This window comes from Streptomyces sp. NPDC058534, assembly GCF_042717365.1.
Lineage (GTDB): Bacteria > Actinomycetota > Actinomycetes > Streptomycetales > Streptomycetaceae > Streptomyces.
Map to the genome: position 1 here is coordinate 1 of NZ_JBHXNW010000036.1, position 20,859 is coordinate 20,859.

Annotated in this window: 21 protein-coding genes, 1 other RNA gene and 3 pseudogenes; 12 read left to right on the forward strand and 13 right to left on the reverse strand. The window is 72.1% G+C overall.

The genetic code is table 11. From position 1 onward, the window contains the following. The first annotated feature begins 281 nt into the window (after positions 1-281). Together map and ACFWR9_RS22220 are read left to right on the forward strand one after the other, a co-directional pair. A complete protein-coding gene (gene map, locus ACFWR9_RS22215) occupies positions 282-1,139 on the forward strand; it encodes a type I methionyl aminopeptidase (protein ID WP_383844902.1) in 858 nt (285 codons plus the stop codon). Between the two features lie 128 nt (positions 1,140-1,267). Then, positions 1,268-1,915, forward strand: coding sequence for a heme oxygenase (biliverdin-producing) (locus tag ACFWR9_RS22220; RefSeq protein WP_383844904.1), 648 nt, complete (start codon positions 1,268-1,270; stop codon positions 1,913-1,915). A gap of 74 nt (positions 1,916-1,989) precedes the next feature. Here the strand turns inward: ACFWR9_RS22220 and ACFWR9_RS22225 are convergent, their stop codons facing one another. Further along, a complete protein-coding gene (locus ACFWR9_RS22225) occupies positions 1,990-2,634 on the reverse strand; it encodes a PhzF family phenazine biosynthesis protein (RefSeq protein ID WP_383844906.1) in 645 nt (214 codons plus the stop codon). Between the two features lie 259 nt (positions 2,635-2,893). Between ACFWR9_RS22225 and ACFWR9_RS22230 the strand changes: the two are divergent. Further along, positions 2,894-3,031, forward strand: a pseudogene (locus ACFWR9_RS22230) (iron transporter); the annotation flags it as partial. Continuing rightward, entirely contained in the window at positions 2,991-3,980 is a 990-nt protein-coding gene (locus tag ACFWR9_RS22235) for a hypothetical protein (RefSeq protein ID WP_383844908.1), read from the forward strand. The pseudogene ACFWR9_RS22230 and the gene ACFWR9_RS22235, both read left to right, overlap by 41 nt. Before the next feature lie 46 nt (positions 3,981-4,026). On the opposite strand, the gene ACFWR9_RS22240 is transcribed toward ACFWR9_RS22235, so the two are convergent. Both ACFWR9_RS22240 and ACFWR9_RS22245 read right to left on the reverse strand, forming a co-directional pair. Further along, the gene (locus ACFWR9_RS22240) at positions 4,027-4,758 is read right to left on the reverse strand and encodes a bifunctional DNA primase/polymerase (protein WP_383844910.1); all 732 of its coding nucleotides are present in this window, start codon (positions 4,756-4,758) and stop codon (positions 4,027-4,029) included. Between the two features lie 130 nt (positions 4,759-4,888). Next, entirely contained in the window at positions 4,889-5,557 is a 669-nt protein-coding gene (locus tag ACFWR9_RS22245) for a TetR/AcrR family transcriptional regulator (protein WP_383844912.1), read from the reverse strand. A 108-nt stretch (positions 5,558-5,665) separates the two neighbouring features. On the opposite strand from ACFWR9_RS22245, the gene ACFWR9_RS22250 reads away from it, so the two are divergent. Continuing rightward, positions 5,666-5,869 carry a DUF6243 family protein gene (locus tag ACFWR9_RS22250; RefSeq protein ID WP_383844914.1) on the forward strand — a complete coding sequence of 68 codons (204 nt, stop codon included), beginning with the start codon at positions 5,666-5,668 and terminating at the stop codon, positions 5,867-5,869. A 12-nt stretch (positions 5,870-5,881) separates the two neighbouring features. On the opposite strand, the pseudogene ACFWR9_RS22255 reads toward ACFWR9_RS22250, so the two are convergent. From ACFWR9_RS22255 to ACFWR9_RS22270, 4 genes and pseudogenes are all read right to left on the reverse strand, one after another. Further along, a pseudogene (locus ACFWR9_RS22255) lies at positions 5,882-6,401 on the reverse strand (response regulator). Positions 6,402-6,425: 24 nt separating this feature from the next. Continuing rightward, on the reverse strand, positions 6,426-7,424 hold the full coding sequence (locus tag ACFWR9_RS22260; RefSeq protein WP_383844916.1) for a small ribosomal subunit Rsm22 family protein: 999 nt from the start codon (positions 7,422-7,424) through the stop codon (positions 6,426-6,428). A 388-nt stretch (positions 7,425-7,812) separates the two neighbouring features. Next, positions 7,813-9,003: a serine hydrolase domain-containing protein gene (locus tag ACFWR9_RS22265; protein ID WP_383844917.1), complete on the reverse strand. Its 1,191-nt coding sequence runs from the start codon at positions 9,001-9,003 to the stop codon at positions 7,813-7,815. Then, the gene (locus ACFWR9_RS22270; protein ID WP_383844919.1) at positions 8,937-10,262 is read right to left on the reverse strand and encodes a multidrug effflux MFS transporter; all 1,326 of its coding nucleotides are present in this window, start codon (positions 10,260-10,262) and stop codon (positions 8,937-8,939) included. The genes ACFWR9_RS22265 and ACFWR9_RS22270 overlap by 67 nt, the downstream gene beginning before the upstream one ends. Before the next feature lie 105 nt (positions 10,263-10,367). Between ACFWR9_RS22270 and ACFWR9_RS22275 the strand changes: the two genes are divergently transcribed. Continuing rightward, complete coding sequence (locus ACFWR9_RS22275; protein ID WP_383845039.1) at positions 10,368-11,384, forward strand: Gfo/Idh/MocA family protein; 1,017 nt, start codon at positions 10,368-10,370, stop codon at positions 11,382-11,384. Here the strand turns inward: ACFWR9_RS22275 and ACFWR9_RS22280 are convergent. Beyond that, on the reverse strand, positions 11,371-13,023 hold the full coding sequence (locus tag ACFWR9_RS22280) for an alkaline phosphatase D family protein (protein WP_383844921.1): 1,653 nt from the start codon (positions 13,021-13,023) through the stop codon (positions 11,371-11,373). The genes ACFWR9_RS22275 and ACFWR9_RS22280 overlap by 14 nt on opposite strands. 132 nt (positions 13,024-13,155) lie before the next feature. On the opposite strand from ACFWR9_RS22280, the gene ACFWR9_RS22285 reads away from it, so the two are divergent. Next, entirely contained in the window at positions 13,156-13,977 is an 822-nt protein-coding gene (locus tag ACFWR9_RS22285; protein ID WP_383844923.1) for an SDR family oxidoreductase, read from the forward strand. Between the two features lie 147 nt (positions 13,978-14,124). Here ACFWR9_RS22285 and ACFWR9_RS22290 read toward each other — a convergent pair whose 3' ends face one another. After that, entirely contained in the window at positions 14,125-14,451 is a 327-nt protein-coding gene (locus ACFWR9_RS22290) for a nuclear transport factor 2 family protein (protein ID WP_383844925.1), read from the reverse strand. 156 nt (positions 14,452-14,607) lie between these two features. On the opposite strand from ACFWR9_RS22290, the gene ACFWR9_RS22295 reads away from it, so the two are divergent. Both ACFWR9_RS22295 and ACFWR9_RS22300 read left to right on the forward strand, forming a co-directional pair. Beyond that, a complete protein-coding gene (locus ACFWR9_RS22295) occupies positions 14,608-15,150 on the forward strand; it encodes a DoxX family protein (RefSeq protein ID WP_383844927.1) in 543 nt (180 codons plus the stop codon). 50 nt (positions 15,151-15,200) lie between these two features. Next, positions 15,201-15,503 carry a MazG-like family protein gene (locus ACFWR9_RS22300; RefSeq protein ID WP_383845041.1) on the forward strand — a complete coding sequence of 101 codons (303 nt, stop codon included), beginning with the start codon at positions 15,201-15,203 and terminating at the stop codon, positions 15,501-15,503. Positions 15,504-15,867: 364 nt separating this feature from the next. Here the strand turns inward: ACFWR9_RS22300 and ACFWR9_RS22305 are convergent, their stop codons facing one another. Both ACFWR9_RS22305 and ACFWR9_RS22310 read right to left on the reverse strand, forming a co-directional pair. Further along, entirely contained in the window at positions 15,868-16,599 is a 732-nt protein-coding gene (locus tag ACFWR9_RS22305) for a hypothetical protein (protein ID WP_383844929.1), read from the reverse strand. Between the two features lie 91 nt (positions 16,600-16,690). Further along, positions 16,691-17,347, reverse strand: a pseudogene (locus tag ACFWR9_RS22310) (polysaccharide deacetylase family protein); the annotation flags it as partial. Positions 17,348-17,594: 247 nt separating this feature from the next. Here ACFWR9_RS22310 and ACFWR9_RS22315 point away from each other — a divergent pair. Continuing rightward, positions 17,595-18,233: a LysE family translocator gene (locus tag ACFWR9_RS22315; RefSeq protein ID WP_383844931.1), complete on the forward strand. Its 639-nt coding sequence runs from the start codon at positions 17,595-17,597 to the stop codon at positions 18,231-18,233. Positions 18,234-18,252: 19 nt separating this feature from the next. Here the strand turns inward: ACFWR9_RS22315 and rnpB are convergent. Continuing rightward, an RNA gene (rnpB, locus tag ACFWR9_RS22320) (RNase P RNA component class A) lies at positions 18,253-18,665 on the reverse strand. Positions 18,666-18,715: 50 nt separating this feature from the next. Further along, positions 18,716-19,306, reverse strand: coding sequence for a Uma2 family endonuclease (locus ACFWR9_RS22325; protein ID WP_383844933.1), 591 nt, complete (start codon positions 19,304-19,306; stop codon positions 18,716-18,718). Between the two features lie 165 nt (positions 19,307-19,471). Here ACFWR9_RS22325 and ACFWR9_RS22330 point away from each other — a divergent pair, with 165 nt between their 5' ends. Together ACFWR9_RS22330 and ACFWR9_RS22335 are read left to right on the forward strand one after the other, a co-directional pair. Continuing rightward, the gene (locus ACFWR9_RS22330; protein WP_383844935.1) at positions 19,472-20,233 is read left to right on the forward strand and encodes a MerR family transcriptional regulator; all 762 of its coding nucleotides are present in this window, start codon (positions 19,472-19,474) and stop codon (positions 20,231-20,233) included. Next, entirely contained in the window at positions 20,230-20,844 is a 615-nt protein-coding gene (locus tag ACFWR9_RS22335) for a hypothetical protein (RefSeq protein ID WP_383844937.1), read from the forward strand. Before ACFWR9_RS22330 ends, ACFWR9_RS22335 begins: the two co-directional genes overlap by 4 nt. Positions 20,845-20,859 lie beyond the last annotated feature (15 nt).

Below are 20,859 nucleotides of genomic sequence, written 5' to 3' on the forward strand. Positions count from 1 at the left end.
TTAACCGGGGCTTTCACCTCCCCCCCCCCCCCCCAATTTGTCCCCCAGGCCCGTGTGGTGGGCCAACACAACACATCCCCGCCGGACGCCCCCCGGGGGGGGCCCCGCGGCGTCTGGTGCGTGCGATCGCAAGGCGCCGGAGCGCCGTCGATGGGGGTCCCCCCACGCCGTTCAGGCAGTGGGGGAGGAGCCACGTCGGCGTTTCGGCAACGCGGCGAGCGTGCGTGCCAGGCGTCGCGGGGCAGGCGGGGATGTGTTGGGTAGGCCCTAGACTCCTTCGCATGTCTGGCCAGTCGCTGCTCGTACCAGGGGAGCTGTCTCCCACCCGTTCCGTGCCCGGAAACATCCGCCGGCCCGAGTACGTCGGAAAGCCCGCACCGACGCCGTACACCGGTCCGGAGGTGCAGACGCCCGAGACGGTCGAGGCGATGCGCGTGGCCGGGCGGATCGCGGCGCGGGCGATGGAGGAGGCCGCGAAGCTCATCGCGCCGGGGGTGACGACGGACGAGCTGGACCGGGTGGCGCACGCGTACATGTGCGACCACGGCGCCTACCCGTCGACGCTCGGTTACCGGGGTTTCCCCAAGTCCCTGTGCAGCTCGGTCAACGAGGTCATCTGCCACGGCATCCCCGACTCCACGGTGCTGCGCGACGGCGACATCGTGAACCTCGACGTGACGGCGTACATCGGCGGTGTGCACGGCGACAACAACGCGACGTACCTGGTCGGGGCCGTGGACGACGAGAGCCGGCTGCTGGTCGAGCGGACCCGGGAGTCGCTGGCCCGCGCGATCAAGGCGGTCCGTCCTGGCCGGCAGATCAACATCATCGGCCGGGTCATCGAGTCGTACGCGAAGCGGTTCGGGTACGGGGTGGTGCGGGACTTCACCGGGCACGGCATCAACACGTCGTTCCACTCGGGGCTCGTCGTCCCGCACTACGACAGCCCGCACGCGACGACCGTCATCCAGCCCGGGATGACCTTCACCATCGAGCCGATGCTGACGCTCGGCACGCACGAGTACGACATGTGGGACGACGGCTGGACGGTCGTGACGAAGGACCGCCGGCGGACGGCCCAGTTCGAGCACACGCTGGTGGTGACGGACTCGGGGGCCGAGATCCTGACCCTCCCGTAGTCCCACTGCGTCCTGTGAAGGCCCGCACTCTTCGAGGTGCGGGCCTTCGTGTGTCCGGGTAGGCTTTTGCCGACAGACCGTCGGAAAGACTCTTGACTTAGGTAAGCCTAACTATAGAAGATCGGCCCATGGACTCCTTCTCCACCCTCATCCGCACGGCGTCGCACGAGCAGCACGTGGAGGCCGAGACCTCCACGTTCATGAGCGACCTGCTCGGCGGCCGACTCGGCGTCGACGCGTACGCGCGCTACACCGAGCAGCTGTGGTTCGTCTACGAAGCCCTGGAGAGCGCCGCCGACCGCCTCGCGTCGGACCCGGTGGCCGGTCCGTTCATCCGTCCGCAGCTGCTGCGGCTGGCCTCGCTGGAGCGGGACCTGGCCCATCTGCGCGGCCCCGACTGGCGTGCGGGGCTGACCGCCCTGCCCGCGACCGGGGAGTACGCCGCCCGGGTGCGCGAGTGCGCCGAACAGTGGCCGGCCGGGTACGTCGCGCATCACTACACGCGCTACCTCGGCGACCTGTCCGGCGGTCAGATCATCCGCGACAAGGCGGAGCGGACGTGGGGCTTCGCCAGGAAGGGCGACGGGGTCCGCTTCTACGTCTTCGAGGAGATCGGCAACCCGGCCGCCTTCAAGCGGGAGTACCGCGAACTGCTCGACGGCATCCAGGCGGACGACCTGGAGAAGCAGCGGGTGGTGGCCGAGTGCAAGCGCGCCTTCGCCCTGAACACGGCGGTCTTCCGGGCGCTGGGCGAGGAGTTCCCGCTGTCCGCCTGAGCCGGACTGCCCCCCCCCGGGCGATCGCGCGCACACGCTGTTCCACCCGTACGGAGGTGCGGTGCCGTGCGTCTTCACCGCTCCAGACGCACCCGCCCGCCGATCTCGACCCAGCCCTCCGGCTGCGGGGCGGTGAGGAGCTGCGAGCCGGCGCCCTGCGTGATGTTGAGGGCGCGGCCCAGCCGCTCGGTCAGCAGCAGCGCCGCCGCCCCGGTCGCCTCGTCCTCGTCGATGCCGTCGCCCCGGCCCGGGAAGGCACGGGCCCGTACCCGCCCGGCCGCCTCGTCCTCCCACGCCCAGGCGTACACCCACTCCCCCGGCGGCGGCACCCGCAGGTCGTCGACCTCGGCGACGGTGGCGTACTGGCGCAGGGTGCGCGGTGGGGCCCACTCGGGGCGGGCCTCGATCCAGCTGAACTCCCCATCCAGCCGGGCGCCCACCACCCCCGCCGGGGTGACGAGTTCGGACACGTCGAGCAGCCAGGCCGTGCCGACGCAGGGGTGACCCGCGAAGGGCAGGCGCAGAGCGGGCGTGTAGATGTCGACGACGCCGCGTTCGGGGTCGTCGACGAACACGGTCTCGCTGAACCCGAGTTTCGCGGCCAGCTCCTGCCGCCGCCCGGGCTCGGGCAGCACGGAGCCGTCCCGGACGACGCCCAGCTCGTTGCCGTATCCGCCGTTCGGCGCGCAGAAGACGCGCAGTACGTCGTAGTCAGTCACCGGGGCATTCAAGCATCGCCCGGTGGGCCGGGGCGCCCTGGGAGGCCGCCCCGGCCCGCGACGGACTACTCAGGCGACCGCGGCGACGCTGCCGCTGCCGCCGTCGGGGGTGGCCGAGGCCCGGCTGTAGCCGCGGACCTCGGATTCCATGCTGGCGAAGACGCTCATGCTCGTCCATGTCTGGCTCGAGTGCGGGTGTGCTGACGGGGCGTACGGGGCGGAGCAGGAGCTGGTCGTCCCGCGCCGTGAGGCGTGAGCGGAGGTCACGGTGTGGCGGCTGTCCCCGGTCCCGGCGTTCGGCCGCCGTCCCGTCCCGGTAGGGTTCGCCTCCGGGAAGGGGAAGGTGAAGGAACCTGATGAGCAGGGATCGCGGCCCTCGATGGCCCCACCGGCTTGACCGGAAGATACTCACGGCGGCCTCGGTGACCGCTTTGTCGCTGACGGCGAGCGGATGCGTGGTGGTGCACGGCGAGCGCGAGGTGCTCCCCTCGGCCACCCGGGCCGAAGCCGCCAAGGCACTCGAACAGTTCACCTCCGCGTACAACGCCGCCGACAAGGCGTACGACGCGTCCCTGGACGCCGACCACACCACCGGCGCCCTCGCCGCCATCGACTCGGCGCGGCTGAAGGCGGGGCGGACCAACCACCCGGACGGCAACCCGGCGCACGCGCCGCTAAAGCTGACCGACGCGAAGTACACGATTCCGAAGAAGGCGGGCTGGCCCCGCTGGTTCGTCGCGGACACCAAGGCCAACAAGGGCGGAAAGTCGCGCTGGCTGCTGGTGTTCACCCGCGACGGCCTGGAGGAGACCTGGCAGGCGACGTACCTGACGCTGGTCGCCCCCGACCGGATGCCCGAGTTCAAGACCGACGCGGACGGCTGGGCCGAAGCGGTCCCCGCCAACTCCACCGGTCTGGCCGCCCCGCCGGCCGACCTGAGCAAGGACTACACGACGTATCTGCAGGACGGCGGCGAGTCCTTCGCGGACGGCGTGCACACCAGTTCCTGGCGGAAGGTGCGGGAGAAGCGGTCGAGCCGCCCCGGCCTGGTCACCCAGTTCATCGACGAGCCGCTGACGAACGGCGACTACGCGCCGCTGGCGTTGCGTACGAAGGACGGCGGTGCGCTGGTGTTCTTCACCACGCGGCACTACGAGAAGCAGACCTCGGCGCGGGGCGCGGCGGTGCCGACGCCGAACAAGGACGTGCTGGCGCTGACGGACGGCGAGATCAAGCAGTCGCTGACGATGGAGTTCGTGTCCAACGAGGTCGCGCTCGACCCGGCGGACGGGAAGGTGTCGGTCCTGGGCCGCGTGCAGGGGCTGACGTCGGCGAAGGGCGAGTAGCCCCGCCGGCCGGTCACCGGGTCACCGGGTCACCGGGTCACCGGGCTCAGTGACGCAGCGGCCAGGCCGTGCCCACGTGGTCGCTCTCCTCGCCGACGTGCCGGGCACAGGCGTCGGTGAGGGTCTCCAGCAGGGTCAGCGGGTCCGGCAGCGGATGCTCGGGCCCGCGCACCCAGCGCACGGTGCGGTCCTCGCCGGGCAGCCGGGCGGGCGGTACCAACACATACGATCCACGGCAGTGCCAGCGCAGCCCGGGATGCTCGTCCATCGTCTCGGGGTGGCAGTCCAGCTCGCAGGGCCACCACTCGTCCTCGTCCTCGGGGGTGCCGCGGGTGAGGGTGAACAGCAGCATGCGGCCGTCGTCGCTCTCGGCGACCGGGCCGACCTCGATGCCGGCGTCCAGCAGTCGCCGGACCGCTTCGCGACCGGCCTCCAGGGGCACGTCGAGGACGTCGTGGACCATGCCGGTCGCGGTGATGAAGTTGGCCTCGGGCTGATGCCGGGCCCAGCGCTCGATCTGCGACCGGTCGGTGGTGGACTGCGTCTGCCAGGCGAAGGACACCGGGTGCCGCGCCGGGGTGGGACAGCCGACGCGGTCGCAGGAGCAACGGTATCCGGCGGGGTGCGCGGCGGGCGCCAGGGGCAGTCCCGCACCGGCGGCGGCGAGCAGCAGGACCTCCCGGCCACCGTCACCGGCGGCCTCCTTGGGGCGGCGTCCGCGCAGCCACGAGGAGAGTTTGCCCTGCAGACCGCTCCGACCGCCGAACTCCGCGCTCATCTAACCCCTTGCCTCGCCGTCGTGCGCACCAGCATGCCCTATGGTCGCACCATTCCGCGCTTCGGGGTCGCGAAGGGACAAACTCCCCTGGTCAGGCTCGTACGGGCAGCGTGTTTCGGTCAGCGTCCGGTCAGCGCGGAGCGAGCCCGTGCAGGGCGTAGTCGACGAGCGTGTCGGTGTACTCGCAGGAGATCGGCGCGGTGTGCTGGAGCCAGCGCTGGGCGAGCGGGGAGACGAAGAGTTCCAGTCCGATGCGGGGGTCGATCTCCGGCCGCACCTGGCCGGCGGCCTGAGCGGACCGCAGCCGGTCGACGTAGAGCTGGAGCGAGGGCTCCAGGAGCTTGGCGACGAACCGCCGGCCGAGCTGCTCGTCGACGAGGCCCTCCGCGGCCAGGGCACGGGAGGGGCCCTCGTACTGCGGGTCCCGCAGTTGGTCGACGGTGAGGCGCAGTACGCCCTTGAGATCGGCGGCGAGATCACCGGTGTCCGGGATGGCGTACGTCGCCTGCCCCTCGGCCCCCGTGGCCCCCGCGGCCCGCGCGGCGCGGTCGCCCAGGTCGAGGAAGGCCTCCAGCAGGACGTCCGCCTTGGAGGACCACCAGCGGTAGATCGTCTGCTTGCCGACGCCGGCGCGGGCGGCGATGCCCTCGATGGTGGTCTTGGGGTAGCCGACCTCCCCGACGAGGGCGAGGGCGGCGTCGTAGATGGCCTGACGGGAGCGCTGGCTGCGCCGGGTGGCGTCGGGGAGCGGCTTGTCGGGGGCGGGGGTCGGGGCGTGAGCGGGTTTCTGAGCGGCCATGGCTCGAATTTATCAGGTTGACAAGACGTCCCGTCTCGCTGGACAGTGAATGGACGAGATTCGAGACGAACCGTCTCGTGTCACCGGCGATGATCAGGAGGAGACCCCATGTCCCGAGGTGGAGCAGGAAACATGCTGGGCGTCGGCGGCACCCGCCGGAAGCTCGGCCGCGACGCCCTGCGCGGCGGCGACCGGTCCGGCAGGGCGGGCGGTGCCCCGAGCCCGCAGGAACAGAAACGGGAGCTGCTGCGCAAACTCCAGGAGCGACGGCAGTCCCGGCAGGAGAGGGACGGTACCGACGAGGCGTCGTGAGGTCGGGGCCGGTCAGTGTGGCTGCGCGTTCTCCAGGTAGTGGAGGACGGCGGCCACACGCCGGTCGACCTGGTCGGCAGGGGAGAGGCCGAGCTTGGCGTTCGAGCCGGGTGTCCTGCCGACTGCGGGTGAACAACTGGGCGACGACCTCCGGATCGATGGCGGTACCGCCGCCCGCGACCCGCCGCAGCGCCGCCATGAACTCCTCGACCCGTCCGACCCGTTCCTTGAGCAGATAGCCGAGACCTCCCACGCCGCCGGTCAGCAGATCGGTGGCGAAGGACTGCTCGACGTAGGCGGACAGCACCAGCACCGCCAGGCCGGGACGCCGCCGCCGCGCCTCGACGGCGGCACGGACGCCCTCGTCGGTGTGCGTGGGCGGCATCCGCACGTCCAGGACGGCCACGTCGGGCCGGTGCTCGTCGATGGCGTGGAGCACCGCCTCGCCGTTGTCCGCGATAGCGACCACGTCCAGTCCCTCGGCGATCACGACTCGCAGGGCGCGGCACTCTCGCTCTTCCACGGGCCCCACTTCCGGATCGTCGGTCCAACGACCCTACTCGTTCGCGGGGTTGCCGCCCGCCGCTCCCGGCCAGGCATCTCCCCAGGCCGCGTCCCGTGCCGCCTTGTACAGGTCGCCGTGCCGTTTGGTGACGGTCCGCCGCTCCAGCCGCTCGTCCGGCTCGCACAGGTCGAGCAGTACCTGGCCCTTGCGGATCTGCGGCCGCCGGACCACGCGGGAGGGGGCCGGGGAGACCGGGAGCCGGGTGGCGGCGACGTAGCTGAACTTCTCGTCCTCGTAGGCGAGGGACCCGCTCTTGACCTGCCGGTGCAGGGAGGAACGGCTGACCCGCGCCGCGAAGTGGCACCAGTCCGTGCCGGGCACGATGGGGCAGGCGGCGCTGTGCGGGCAGGGCGCGGCGACGTGGAACCCGGCGGCGATCAGCCGGTCGCGGGCCTCGATGACGCGGGCGTACCCGGCCGGGGTGCCGGCCTCCACGATCACGACGGCCTGGGCGGCGCCGGCGGTGGCGTCGACGAGGGCGGTGCGATCCGCGGGGGTCAGCTCGTTGAGCACGTAGGACACGGTGACGAGATCGGCGGGCTCGACGGTGAGCGCCGCTCCGATCCGGGAGCGCTGCCAGCGTACGTCGCGCAGGGCGGGGTGGGAGGCGGCGATCTCCCGGCCGAGGGCGAGGGCGGGCTCCGCCCAGTCCAGCACGGTCACCGGGCGGCTGCCGTCCCAGGTGTCGCTGACGGCCCAGGTCGCGGCACCGGTGCCGCCGCCCACGTCCACGTGGCTGCCGGGCACCCATCCCGGCACGGCATCCGCGAACGCGGCCAGCGCGGAACGTACGGCGGCGAAGGTGGCGGGCATGCGGTAGGCGGCGTAGGCGACGACGTCGGCCCGGTCGCGGAGGATGGGGGCGTCGGTCGGGGTGTCCCCCCGGTACTTCCCGATCAGCCGCTCCACGGCCTGCGCGGCCTGCCGCGGCGGCAGCCCGTCGACGAGATCGGCGAGGGCGGCACGCAGGATGTCGGCGGGGTCGTTCACGCGACGATTCTACGAGGCGCGGCGCGGGCTGGGCCGGGGGGCCGGGTGCCGCGGGCCGGCGTCCACGTGGCACCCGGCATGGGCGTGAACCGCGGGTGGGTGACGCGACCCGGCGCTCGCCGGGTGCCGCTCTCTTTGGGACGGGTGCCGCCCCAGCGGCACGACTGCCTGCTAGGGAGGGAGAGCCGCGTACGGCGAGGAGGGGTCGTGTCGGGGGGTGTCCGCCCGCAGCGGTTGGCGCGTCAACGTCCCGCGCCTCTGTAAGTGGCCGATTCCGCGCCGTTCCGAGGACGGACACCCCCCGGCGCGGCCCCGACCCACCACCGACCGCAACGCGCTACGCGCACCCCCACCGAACCCGCACAGGCGCCGCAGGCATCCCGCATCGTCACACCCGCACCGCCCGAGCCACCCGCGTGCACACCCCCGCCCGGGGCCCGTTGGCCACCCCCCGCCGGCGGGGATGGACCGTGTTCGCGAGGAGGATCGCGAACGTGTCCGTCGCCCGGTCCAGGACCAGCATCGTCCCGGTGAACCCGGTGTGCCCCGCCGCCCCGCGCCCCGCCAGCTCCCCCATGAACCACGCCTGGTCGAGGGCGAACCCCAGCCCCGGCTCCGCGAGCAGCAGCTCCACGAAGTCGGGACCGAGGATGCGGGCAGGCCCGTACGCCCCGCCCCCGAGCACCGCCCGGCAGAAGACCGCGAGGTCCCGCCCCGTCGAGAACAGCCCCGCGTGCCCGGCCACCCCGCCCAGCGCCCACGCGTTCTCGTCGTGGACGACCCCCCGCAGCATCCCCCGGTCGGCCTTCCCCCACGGCCGCCGCTGGTCCTCCGTAGCCGCCGCCCCCGGGCACGGCCCGAAGCCCGTCGCCGTCATGCCCAGCGGCCGGGTGATCCCGTCCCGGACGAGGACGTCGAGGCCGTGCCCGGTGATGCGCTCCAGCACCTGCTGGAGGAGCAGCATGTTCAGGTCGGAGTAGCAGTACGTACCCGGCACCCCCACCGGCGGCTCCGCCCGCAGCAGCGCCAGCCGCTCCGCGTCGTCGGCGCAGTCGTACAGCGGGAGTTCGGGCCGCAGCCCGGAGGTGTGCGTGAGCAGCTGCCGCACGGTGACCCGGTGCTCGGCGGCGCCCCGGAAGTCCGGCAGGTACGCGCCCACCTCGGCGTCGATGCCGAGCGTGCCCCGCTCGATCTGCTGCACCGCGGCGACCGAGGTGAACAGCTTCGTGAGGGACGCCAGGTCGAACGGCGTCCCCACGCTCATCGGCACCCGCTCCCCCTCCGGCAGCTCCACCCCGCGATCGGTGTGCGGGTCGTAGGAGGCGTACCGCACGGCCCACCCCGCCGCCTCCTCGACGGCGAGCACGGGCCCGCGCCCGACGGCCACGACGGCACCCGCCGCCCAGGGCCGCTCACCGGCGGTGAGATCGTGCACGTCGGCGACGACACGACGGAGCTGCCCGGGATCGAGTCCGGCCCGCTCAGGGCTGTCACTGCGCAGTCTCGGAGCGCTCAGTTCTCCGCTCCCTGCCCACTCGCGGCCCCCTGCCCTGACGCACGCCCCGCCGAGGGACGGCACATGCCCACGAGGAAGCCGAGCGCCAGCACCGCCGCCGTCAGCTGGACGACGGCCATCGGCAGGGCGGTGTCCTCGCCCCCGATCCCGACCAGCGGGGAGGCGACGGCGCCGACGAGGAAGGAGGACGTGCCGAGCAGCGCGGACGCGGAGCCGGCCGACTTCTTCACCCGCATCAACGCGAGCGCCTGGGTGTTCGGCAGGCTGATACCCATCGCGGACATCAGCACGAACAGCGCGGCGGCGACCGGCACGAGCCCGACCTCGCCGAAGACGCCCAGGGACATCAGCAGCAGTGCGGTCGCGGCGGCGATCACGACGACGAGGCCGACGCCCAGCACCCGGTCCAGCCGGACCCGTCCGACGAGGATCTTGCCGTTGATCTGCCCGACGACGACGAGGCCGATGGAGTTGAGCCCGAACAGCAGGCTGAAGGTCTGCGCGGAGGCGCCGTAGATCTCCTGGATGACGAACGGCGACGCGGCGACGTAGGCGAACAGGGACGCGAAGGCGAAGCTGCCCGCGAGCATGTAGCCGGTGAAGGCGCGGTCGGCGAGCAGCCCGCGCATCGCGCGCAGGGTGTCACCGACCCCGCCCGCGTGCCGCTCGGCCTCCGGCAGCGTCTCGGGCAGCTTGGCCCACACCACGGCGCCCAGCACCACCCCGACCACGACGAGTACGACGAACACACCCCGCCAGTCCGTCACCCGCAGGATCTGCCCGCCGATGAGCGGCGCCACGATCGGCGCGACGCCGGAGATCAGCATGAGGGTGGAGAAGAAGCGGGCCATGGCCACACCGTCGTACAGGTCGCGGACCACGGCCCGGGCGATGACGATCCCGGCGGCGCCCGCGAGCCCCTGGATCAGCCGGAAGGCGACGAGGAGTTCGACGGTGGGCGCGAGCGCGCACAGGGCGGTGGCGACGACGTAGACGGCGAGTCCCGCGAGCAGCGGCCGCCGGCGTCCCCACTTGTCGCTCATCGGTCCGACGACGAGCTGGCCGAGGGCCATGCCGGCCAGGCAGGCGGTGAGGGTGAGCTGGACGGTCGCGGCGGGCGCGTTCAGGGACCGGGTGACCTCCGGGAGCGAGGGGAGGTACATGTCCATCGCCAGCGGCGGGGTCGCGGTCAGGCTGCCGAGGATGAGTGTGACGAGCAGCCCGGTGCGGCGGGCGGCACGCAGCGAGTGGACGGCCGGCCCCGTTCCGGGGCTCGTGATGTCGGTCGGTTCGTACGATATGGACGGCCCGCGCTCGGGCATGTGCCCCTCCCTCTCCTACAGATCCGCCACCTATGCTCTCAGCTCGTACGCACGTGAACGAACAGACTCGAACGACCTGAGCGAGGGTGGGGCAGCGTGTCAGCGGTGACCGGGCAGAAGGTGCGCTGGGGGATTCTGGCGACCGGCGGGATGGCGGCGACGTTCACGGCGGATCTGGTCGATCTGCCGGACGCGGAGGTCGTGGCGGTGGCCTCGCGGACCGAGGCGTCGGCGCGGGCGTTCGCGGAGCGGTTCGGGATACCGCGGGCGTACGGCGACTGGGAGACGCTGGCGCGCGACGAGGACGTCGACGTGGTGTACGTCGCCACCCCGCACTCGGCGCACCGGACGGCCGCCGGCCTGTGCCTGGAGGCGGGACGGAACGTGCTCTGCGAGAAGCCGTTCACGCTGAACGCGCGCGAGGCGGAGGAACTGGTCGCGCTCGCCCGGCAGCGCGGGGTCTTCCTCATGGAAGCGATGTGGATGTACTGCAACCCGCTGGTACGACGCCTGAAGGCACTCGTCGCCGACGGCGCGATCGGCGAGATCCGCAGCGTCCACGCGGACTTCGGACTGGCGGGCCCCTTCCCACCCACCCACCGTCTGCGCGACCCGGCACAGGGCGGCGGCGCGCTGCTGGACCTGGGCGTCTACCCGGTGTCGTTCGCGCAGCTGCTGCTCGGTGAACCGTCGGACGTCGTCGCGCGGTCGGTGCTCTCGGACGAGGGCGTCGACCTCCAGACGGGCGCCCTGCTCTCCTACGGGAGCGGCGCGCTCGCCTCGGTGCACTGCTCCATCATCGGCGGCACGCCCAACTCCGCCTCGGTCACCGGCTCCCGGGGCCGCGTCGACGTCCCGTACGGCTTCTTCTTCCCGGACCATTTCGTCCTGCACCGGGACGGCAGGGACCCGGAGGAGTTCCGGGCCGATCCGGCCGACGGTCCCCGGGCCAGCCTCCAGCACGAGGCCCGCGAGGTGATGCGGGCGCTGCGGGCCGGGGAGACGGAGTCGCCGCTGGTGCCGCTCGACGGCACGCTGGCCGTGATGCGGACGCTCGACACGATCCGTGAGCGCGTCGGCGTCCGCTATCCCGGCGAGGAGCGGGAGGTCACGCCGGCTTGAGCCCCTGCTCCCCCACCTCCGTCACGAAGGACCCGGCGGTGGTGAGCGGCGCGCCCTGCGTGGTCACGTGGGACACCGTCTTGAAGTCGGCGCGCGCCAGTTCCCGGCCGAGCGACACCTTCGCGTAGCCGCGCCGCCCGTTGAAGAACTTCAGGTGCGGGTTGGCGGCCATGAGGGTGTCCCAGTTGGCGGGCTTCTCCGAGCCGTCGCGGCCGCTGGTGACGGAGGTGGTGACGATCTCGGTGCCCAGGGTGCGGGAGCCGGGGTCGTCGAAGTCGCGCTTGATGTCGAAGCCGTAGGAGACGTGCACGTCGCCGGTGAGCACCATCAGGTTCTCGATCCCGGCGGCCTGCGCGCCGGCCAGCACCCGCTCGCGGGAGGCCGGGTAGCCGTCCCAGGAGTCCATGGAGACCTTGGACGGCAGGGTGGTGGAGTTGTACCGGCGGGCGAAGGTGACCTGCTGGGGCAGCACGTTCCACACGGCGTTCGACCGGCGCCATCCGTTGAGCAGCCAGCGTTCCTGGGCGTCGCCGGTCAGCGTGCGCGAGGGGTCCTCGGACTCCGGTCCGGAGAACTGCCAGCCGTCGCCGTAGGCCTGGTTGGAGCGGTACTGGCGGGTGTCGAGCACGTCGAACTGGGCCAGCCGGCCCCAGTGCAGGCGGCGGTACAGCTTGAGGTCCGGGCCGTCGGGGAGCTGGGGCCGGCGCAGCGGCATGTTCTCCCAGTACGCCCGGTAGGCGGCGGCCCGACGGATGAGGAACTCCTCCGGCGGGACGCTGTTCTCCGGGGTGTCGTCCGCGTAGTTGTTCTCGGTCTCGTGGTCGTCCCAGGTGACGACGAAGGGGTGGGCGGCGTGCGCGGCCCGCAGGTCGGGGTCCGACTTGTAGAGGGCGTACCGCAGCCGGTAGTCCTCCAGGGTCACGGTCTCGCGGTTGAGGAGGCCGGGCAGGGTGCCCGCGGGGTAGGCGCGTTGGCCGCCGACGTCGTTGACGGCGTACTCGTACAGATAGTCGCCGAGGTGGAAGACGACATCCACGTCCTCCTGGGCCAGGTGCTGGTACGCGCTGTAGTACCCCTCGTCGTACTTCTGGCAGGAGACGATGCCGAAGGTGAGGTCGGAGACCCGGCTGTACCGCGAGGGCGCGGTGCGGGTGCGGCCGGCCGGGCTGACCCAGCGGCCGGCGCGGAAGCGGTAGAAGTAGACGTGGCCGGGCGCGAGGTGGTCGACCTCGACGTGCACGGTGTGGTGGAACTCGGGGTGGGCGGTGACCGTGCCCCTTCTGACGACGCGGCGGAACCGTTCGTCCAGGGCCACCTCCCAGCCCACCTCGACGCGTTTCGCGGGCAGCCCGCTGTCGGCCTGGTACGGGACGGGGGCCAGGCGGGTCCACAGCAGGACGGAGTCGGACTGCGGGTCGCCCGAGGCGACGCCGAGCGTGAAGGGGTCGTCGGTGAGCCGCGCGGCGTCCAGTTCGGCGGCGCTCGCGGTGCCGGCGGCCGGCAGGTTCACGGAGAAGGCGAGCGCGGCGGCCGCGCCGGTGACGGTCAGGAAGCGACGGCGGCCCAGGTGGCGGGCGGCGGCGCGGAGTTCGGGCGCGTGCGAGGGCTGGGACTGGGGGTGCTGGTTCGCGGGTGTCATCCGTTCCTCCCCTTGCGGTGGTTGCAAGGGGCATTCGACGGTCCGGGAACGACACTCGCTTGGCGCGGACATGGCGACCCCATGTCGGGAGGGTGAGGTCCGCATGATCCGGGGCCCGTACGCTGCCGACTCATGAACTCCGTGAGAACCACCGACGAGGAAACCGTCGGCGCGCAGCAGATCGCCGTCGTCACGGGCGCCGGTTCCGGCATCGGCCGGGCGGTCGCCGTGGAACTGCTCACCGCGGGCTGGGCGGTGGCGCTGGCCGGCCGCCGCGTCGAGACCCTGGAGGAGACGGCGGCGCTGGCCCCGGCGGGCGCCGTGGCGCTGCCCGTCCGCGCCGACGTGTCACGCCCGGACGACGTGGCGGCCCTGTTCGCCGCCGTACGCGACCGCTTCGGACGCCTGGACCTGCTGTTCAACAACGCCGGGACGTTCGGCCCGGGCGGTGTGCCGGTCGAGGAACTGCCCTACGAGGCCTGGCGGCACGTGGTGGACACCAACCTCAACGGCGCGTTCCTGTGCGCGCAGGCGGCGTACCGGCAGATGAAGGAGCAGGACCCTCCCCCACTGCCTGAACGGCGTGGGAGGTACCCCCATGGCGGCCGGATCATCAACAACGGCTCGATCTCGGCGCACACGCCGCGCCCGCACTCGGTGGCGTACACCGCGACCAAGCACGCACTGACGGGCCTGACCAAGTCACTGTCGCTGGACGGCCGACCCTACGGCATCGCGGTCGGCCAGATCGACATCGGCAACGCGGCCACCGACATGACGGCCGGGATGCAGACCGGCGCGCTCCAGGCCAACGGGGACACGGCACCCGAGCCGGTGATGGACGTGGCCGACGTGGCGCGCACGGTGCGGCACATGGCTGAGCTGCCGCTGGAGGCGAACGTGCAGTTCGCGACGGTCATGGCGACGGCGATGCCGTACGTGGGGCGCGGCTGAGGGCGCGCGCCGGGCGCACCACCGCCGAGGGGGGAGGCGCAGCCGTCCCGCCGCACCGGCTGGGGGTGGATCCCGCGTGGGACCGCGGGATACGCACCGGTGGGCGGACGGCTGCCGCGTACATCCGCCGTGGGGCCGCCGCCGTCGCTACGCCTGCCCGGTCTCGAACCGCGCGATGCGGCCCTCCTCGTTCACGGTGAAGTCCCACCGCGTACGCATCTCGCCCCAGGTGTCGTTGCGGTAGCGGGCGATGAGGGCGCGACCGCGGTTCGACTCGTTGTCGACCTCCATGTGGCCGTTGGAGGAGAAGATCTCCTGGTCGATCCACTCGGCGAGGTCCCGGTCGGCTCCGTCGTCGGCCATGGTGGCGTCCGGCGCGAGCAGCGCGAGGAAGGCCTCGCGGTCGTGGGCGTTGACGGCGGCGACGAAGCCGCGGACGGCCGGGTCGCTGAGTCGCGTGGTCTGAATCGTCATGCCGGCCAGCGTCACACCGGCCCGGCGCCCCCGCCACCGGTCCGCCACCGGTCGGCCACCGGTCCACCACCCGAACGGCGCCCGCGACGGGCCCGCGCGAGACACCCGGGAGACGGTGGTGGGGTGTGAGCCGCCGCCGTCTGCGAGGGAGTCGACGTGAACTGTTACGACCGGCGCGATCTGGGCCTGCTGCTGCTCCGACTGGGTACCGGCGGCGTGCTGGCCGCGCACGGGGCGCAGAAGCTGCTCGGCTGGTTCGGCGGTGGCGGCATCGAGGGGACCGGCCAGGCCATGGAGGCCATGGGCTACGAGCCCGGCCGGACCAGCGCGGTCATGGCCGGCCTCGCGGAGGCGGGCGGCGGGACGCTGCTGGCGCTGGGCCTGGCCACCCCGGCCGCGGGTGCCGCGGCGGCCGGCGCGATGGTGGGCGCGGCGGCGGTGCACGCCCCGAACGGCTTCTTCGCCCAGGCCGGCGGTTACGAGTACGCGGCGTCCCTCGCCCTGACGGCCGCCGGCCTCGCGGTCGCGGGCCCGGGCCGCCTCTCCCTCGACCACGCCCTCGGCCACGCGGTCAACCGCAACTGGATGGTCCCGGCCGCCCTCGCGGCGACGGCGGCGGCCACGGCGGTGGTCGTCGGCGCCCGCAACAAACGGGTGCGGAAGGCGACCGAGGGCGAGCAGGAGCCCCTGTTCGACTGACGCCGCACTGACGCCGGACCGACTCCCCGCCCGACCACCTCTGGGACACCATCGACGACCTGTGCAAGTGGCTGGAGGCGGACCAGCCCGTCGGCGGCCGGGAGGGCCTGCTGCTGCGCATGCTGAAGCTGTCGGAGGAGGTCGGGGAGGTCGCCGAGGCGGTGATCGGCGCGACCGGCCAGAACCCGCGCAAGGGCGTCACCCACACCTGGAAGGACGTCGAAGCGGAACTGTGCGACGTGGTGATCACGGCGATGGTGGCGCTGCGGACCCTGACACCCGAGGCACGGGACGTCTTCGGCCGCCATCTGGCACGGGTGGCGGGCCGGCCACGCGGTACCACCGAATCCTGACGTGGCGGAGCCCGGGAGCGTAGCCTGCTCCCGGGCCCCTGGGGATGCCACCTGATGCGCACACCGGAGTCCTGTGAAAGGACGGATCAGTCGTCAGGCCGTCGTGTTCTTCCTTTGAACTACCGCACCAGGAAGCGGTGCAGACGAGATTCGAACTCGCATCCGACGGCGGTCGTCCGGCCTTGTCGCTCCGGTGATCGGCGGCGATGCTGAAGCTGGAGCGAGAGTCTGAGATTGACGGCACGGACGCACTGTCGGCGCGCCGCGCCTCTTCAGGCTGAACGTCAGTTTCAGCTTGCGCACCCCCGCGCTCGCACGCGAGGGCATCTGTGGAGGCTACCCGTACGGGGGCCCGCGAGGGGCCTCAGTCGAACAGGTAGCCGAACACCGCGTCGCCGACCCGCTGGTCGGTGACCTCGGCGCCGTTGGCCTCCTCCCGGGCGAACTTGACGGCCTGCTGGAGCTTCTCGACCCGCCCCAGCAACTCGTTCACCCGCCGCGCCGGCAGCGCGCCGGAGAACTTCACGGTCGTCCAGTACCCGATCGGCACGTCCTCGTAGTACACCTCGACCTGCGCCGGGTGCTTCTCCGTCGCCTCCGCCTTCACGTGGTTGCGCGGGACCTTCTTCGTCCGGATGGTGCGGACCGGGTCCGTCTTCCACCAGTCCGTGGACGGGTCCTGCGCCCACGCCTCGGCGGCGTCGAGCGTCGGCAGCTTCTTCACGAAGGCGTGCAGATCGGTGAGCTGCTTCTCCAGGAAGAGCAGGTAGCTGACCGGAACGTCGGCGACGACCGTCCGCCCGTCGACGGTGACGTCCGCGCGGGCCGAGCAGTTCGCCCAGTCCTTGGTCGCGGTCACGTCGAACAGCCGCGTCAGCGAGGAGCCCATCTCGCGCAGCACCTCCTCGGCCCGCACCTGCACCCGCGTCGACTCGGGCGGCAACTGCTCGCCCTCCTCGTCCTTCGGCTGGTACGTGCGCGAGATCCCGGCCAGCAGCGCGGGCTTCTGCACCTTCTGGTGCGCGGCGGTGACGTCCTGGAGCGACTTGCTCTTGACGCCCTTCTCGACCGCGATGATCTGGTTCAACTTCGCCATGTCTGGCCCCCCTTCGAACAGGTGGGACCGTATCCCACCTGCCCGGAGACCCGCACGTCCATTTCTCCGCGCGGGCCCGGCGCGCTCAGCCCGGGGCGACCGCACGGCCGGTCCGCGGCGAGATCATGCCGGAGCACAGGCCCTTGCCCGCCAGGGTCTGCGCGATGCGCGGGACGGCGGCGAGCGTGTTGGCCGGCCAGTCGTGCATGAGGATGACCTGTCCGTCGCCCAGCCGGGAGACGGCCCGCACGATCGCGTCGGTGCTGGCGTTGTTCCAGTCCTGCGAGTCGACGTCCCAGATCACCTCGGTCAGCCCGTACTTGGCCGCGACCGACCGGAGTGTCGCGTTGGTCTCGCCGTACGGCGGCCGGAACAGCTTGGGCGTCCCGCCGCCCGCGTTGGCGACGGCCTGTTGGGTCCTGGAGATCTCCGAGTCCATCTGGGCCTGGCTCAGTTGGGTCATGTGCGGGTGGGTGTAGCTGTGGTTGGCCACCCACATCCCCGCGTCGACCTGGGCCCGGACCAGGGACGGGTTCTGGGCGGCGTACTGCCCCTGGTCGAACATGGTGGCCCGCAGCCCGTTCTGCTTGAGCGCGTTGAGCAGGGCCCGGGTCGTGCCGGAGGGCCCGTCGTCGAAGGTGAGCCCGACGTAGCCGTTGCAGACGGCGGCCTGCGAGGGGGCGGCACCGGTGACGGTACCGGCGACGGCCAACACGGCGACGGCCACCCCGGAAACAAGGGAACGCATGCGAGCTCCTCACGCCTGAAGGTTCGGGGACGGCGCCAGTGTTGGCCTGTACACGACGAGCGTCAATAGTTTCGGCGAGAATTTCGAAACCTTCGAGACTAAAGGTGCCGTGCAGGCAGGGCATAGATACAGCCAGAACTCAGAGGCCCCGCATCAGATCAGAAATGACGAGCAGACTGAACGAAAGTTTCGACACGGCGAAAATATCGAGCTGAGAAGCGATCCCGGCCGTGCTTCGATGGGCGGCATGGTGTCTGCCGAGCGTCTGCTCGCCTTCGCGGCCGTGTCGTTCCTGCTGATCGTGGTCCCCGGGCCCAGCGTCCTGTTCGTGATCGGCCGGGCGCTGGCCCAGGGCCGCCGCACCGCGCTGACCACGGTCGTGGGGAACACGCTGGGCGCCTACCTGCTCGTCGTGGCCGTGGCCCTCGGGGTCGGGTCGGTCGTGGAGCGTTCCGTCCTTGTCTTCACCGCGCTGAAGCTGGCCGGTGCCGCCTACCTGGTGTACCTGGGTGTCAGGGCGTGGCGGCAACGCGGTGCCCTGCGGGCGGCGTTCACGGGGGGCGAGCCGTCGCGGGGCGGGCTGCGCACGCTGTGGGAGGGGTTCGCGGTCGGTGTGGCCAACCCCAAGACCATCGTGTTCTTCGCCGCCGTACTCCCGCAGTTCGTCGACCGCACGCAGGGACACGTCATGGTCCAGATGCTGCTGCTCGGGCTGGTCTTCAACATCATCGCGGTGGCCTGCGACAGCCTGTGGGGCCTCGCCGCGTCGACCGGACGGGACTGGTTCGCCCGCTCACCCCGGCGGCTCTCCCTGGTGGGCGGAGCCGGCGGGCTCACGATGATCGGCCTCGGCGTGACCGTGGCGGCGACGGGGCGCGAGGGCTGATCCCGCGACGCGGGAGCGGCAGACGAGTCGGGCTGTACGCCGGGTTCTGTTCCGGAGGGTCCTCGCGGGCCCTCCGGCGACGGCCATCCATCTAGGGCCGGCGTTGCCACCGGCCTCCAGCGGTCTACCCGCGGACTCGGGCGGGCAGCCCTCACGCGTCCGCGCAGGGAGCCCCCTCTTTCGAGAAGGCGTCCCCTCTTGACCTTGCTCCGGGTGGGGTTTACCTAGCTGCCCAGGTCGCCCTGGGCACTGGTGGTCTCTTACACCACCGTTTCACCCTTACCGGGGGCCGAAGTCCCCGGCGGTCTGTTTTCTGTGGCACTGTCCCGCGGGTCACCCCGGGTGGCCGTTAGCCATCACCCTGCCCTGTGGAGCCCGGACGTTCCTCGGGAAGTCCCGTGAGGGACTCCACGCGGCCGCCCGCCCGGCTCGTCTGCCGTGTCGACCATGGTACCGGGCGCGGAGGTGACATCCGGACGGCCTCAGAGGAAGTCGGTGGTGTCCAGGTCGAAGGAGAAGGGGGCGGGGAGAGCGAGCTGCTTGCCCAGGGGGCGGGTGCAGTGCTCTCGGTAGTCGTCGCGGTGGTCGATCTTCTCCGGGGTGCTGAACAGCGTGATCGAGGACGCCTGCCGGTCGACGAGCAGGTAGAGGGGGATGCCGCCACCGGCGTAGCAGCGGCGCTTGGCCTCGCGGTCGACCCGGGGCTTGCTGGACGTCACCTCCAGGACCATGGTGACGCCCTGGCAGGCCATCCAGGGATCCGCGCCGCGATACAGGCGCAGGTCCTTGGGAGCAAAGGTGCCGTCGGGGATGACGTGGTCCATCGGAAGGTCGAGTCCGCCCCTGAGCTTCAGGCCCTTGTTCCCGGAGAACTGCATGTCGGTTCGGGACTTCTTGATCACCTGGGTCACGATCAACCCGATGTAGTCCTCGTGATCCCCGTCCGGCGGCGGCGTCACAACGATCTCCCCCTCGATCAACTCTGCCCGGAAGCCTTCCGGCGTGTCCAGGGCGAGGAACCCCTCCAGCAGGACATCCGCCTGGGTCAGCGGCTCATGGGCCATGGCAGTCATGTCACGCCCCTCCTTCGGTCGCTCGCCAGACTGGGACATGGACTGATCACCTGTCCGAGAGATCGGGAACCGTTCCCTCGATCGTGGCACACGATCACGCTCACCGTCAGAAGCCGGACCCGCCGCGCTTGACCCTGTCGCAACGTCAACGTTTCTACTGGGAGCATGCGGATCGGAGAACTCGCCGACGCCGTCGGCGTCACCACGCGGACCGTGCGGCACTACCACCACCAGGGGCTGCTGCCCGAGCCGGAACGGCTGGCCAACGGGTATCGGTCGTACACACTGCGGCACGTCGTCGTGCTGGCCCGGATCCGGCGGCTGGCCGAGCTGGGGCTCGGGCTCACCGAGGTGCGGGACGCGCTCGCGGACGAGGCCGGGAAGGAGCTGGCCGAGGTGCTGGAGGAACTGGACGCGGACCTGGCGCGGCAGGAGGCCGCGATCCGGGAGCGCCGGGCGCGGCTGCGGGCCCTGCTGGAGGCGGAGGGCGGGCTGCCGCCCGAGGGGCCGGTCTCGCCGGAGCTGGCCGCGCTGTTCGCGGGGATGGGGGACGTCTCCGGTTCCCCCATGGCCGTACGGGACCGCGAGATGCTGGCGACGCTGGAGAGCACGGTGCCCCCGGAGGAGCGGGCGGGGCTGATGGCCTCGCTGCGCGGCGCGCTGGGGTCGCCGGAGGCGGTGGCGCGGGCGCACAGGGCGTACGCGCTGCTCGACGAGCTGGTGGACGTCGGCGCCGACGATCCGAGGGTGGCTCAGGCGGCCCGGGTGCTCGCCGAGTCCATGCCCGCGGACCTGGTGCCCGAGGAGGGCGTCGACCTCGACTTCGACCACAGCATCCTGCGTGCCCTGTACGCGGACTTCGCGCCGGGGCAGGCGGAGGCGATCCGGCAGGCCATGGAGATCGTGTCGAGGGGGCGGCGGTCATGACGGGCTCGTCACTCACCTCACTCCCGTACGTCCTGGTCCGGCACGAGCTTCGGCTGCTGGCGAGCCTGTGGCTGTGGATGACCCGGCGGACCCACGGGACGGCGGACGGCTCGGCCGCCTTCGGGTACTCGCGGGGGCAGGGCGCGACGATGTCCGGCTTCGCGTTCGTCTGCGTGGTCGAGTCCGTGGGGATGTCCGTGCTGCTGCGCGCCTGGCCCACCGTGCACCACGTGGTGCTGGTCCTGGACGTGTACACCATCGTGTTCATCGTCGGGCTGCACGCGGCGTCCGTGGTCCGACCGCACGTCCTGGACCCGGAGGCCGGCGCGCTGCGGATCCGCCGGGCCGTCCACGTCGACGTACGGATACCGCTGGAGCGGATCGCCTCCGTCCGCCGCGAACTGCGCGCGACGCACGAGCCGAAGGACGGCGAGCTGAACCTCGCCGTGGGCGCGCAGACGTCCGTCACCGTCGAACTCGCCGAGCCCGTCACCCACGTCACGTTCTTCGGGCGGCGGCACGAGGTCCGCGTGGTGCGCTGTCACGCCGACGACGTCGGCGGCCTCGTGCGGGCCGTCAACCAGGCGCGGGAGGGGCACGCCGTACCCTGACCGGGAGCTTGGATC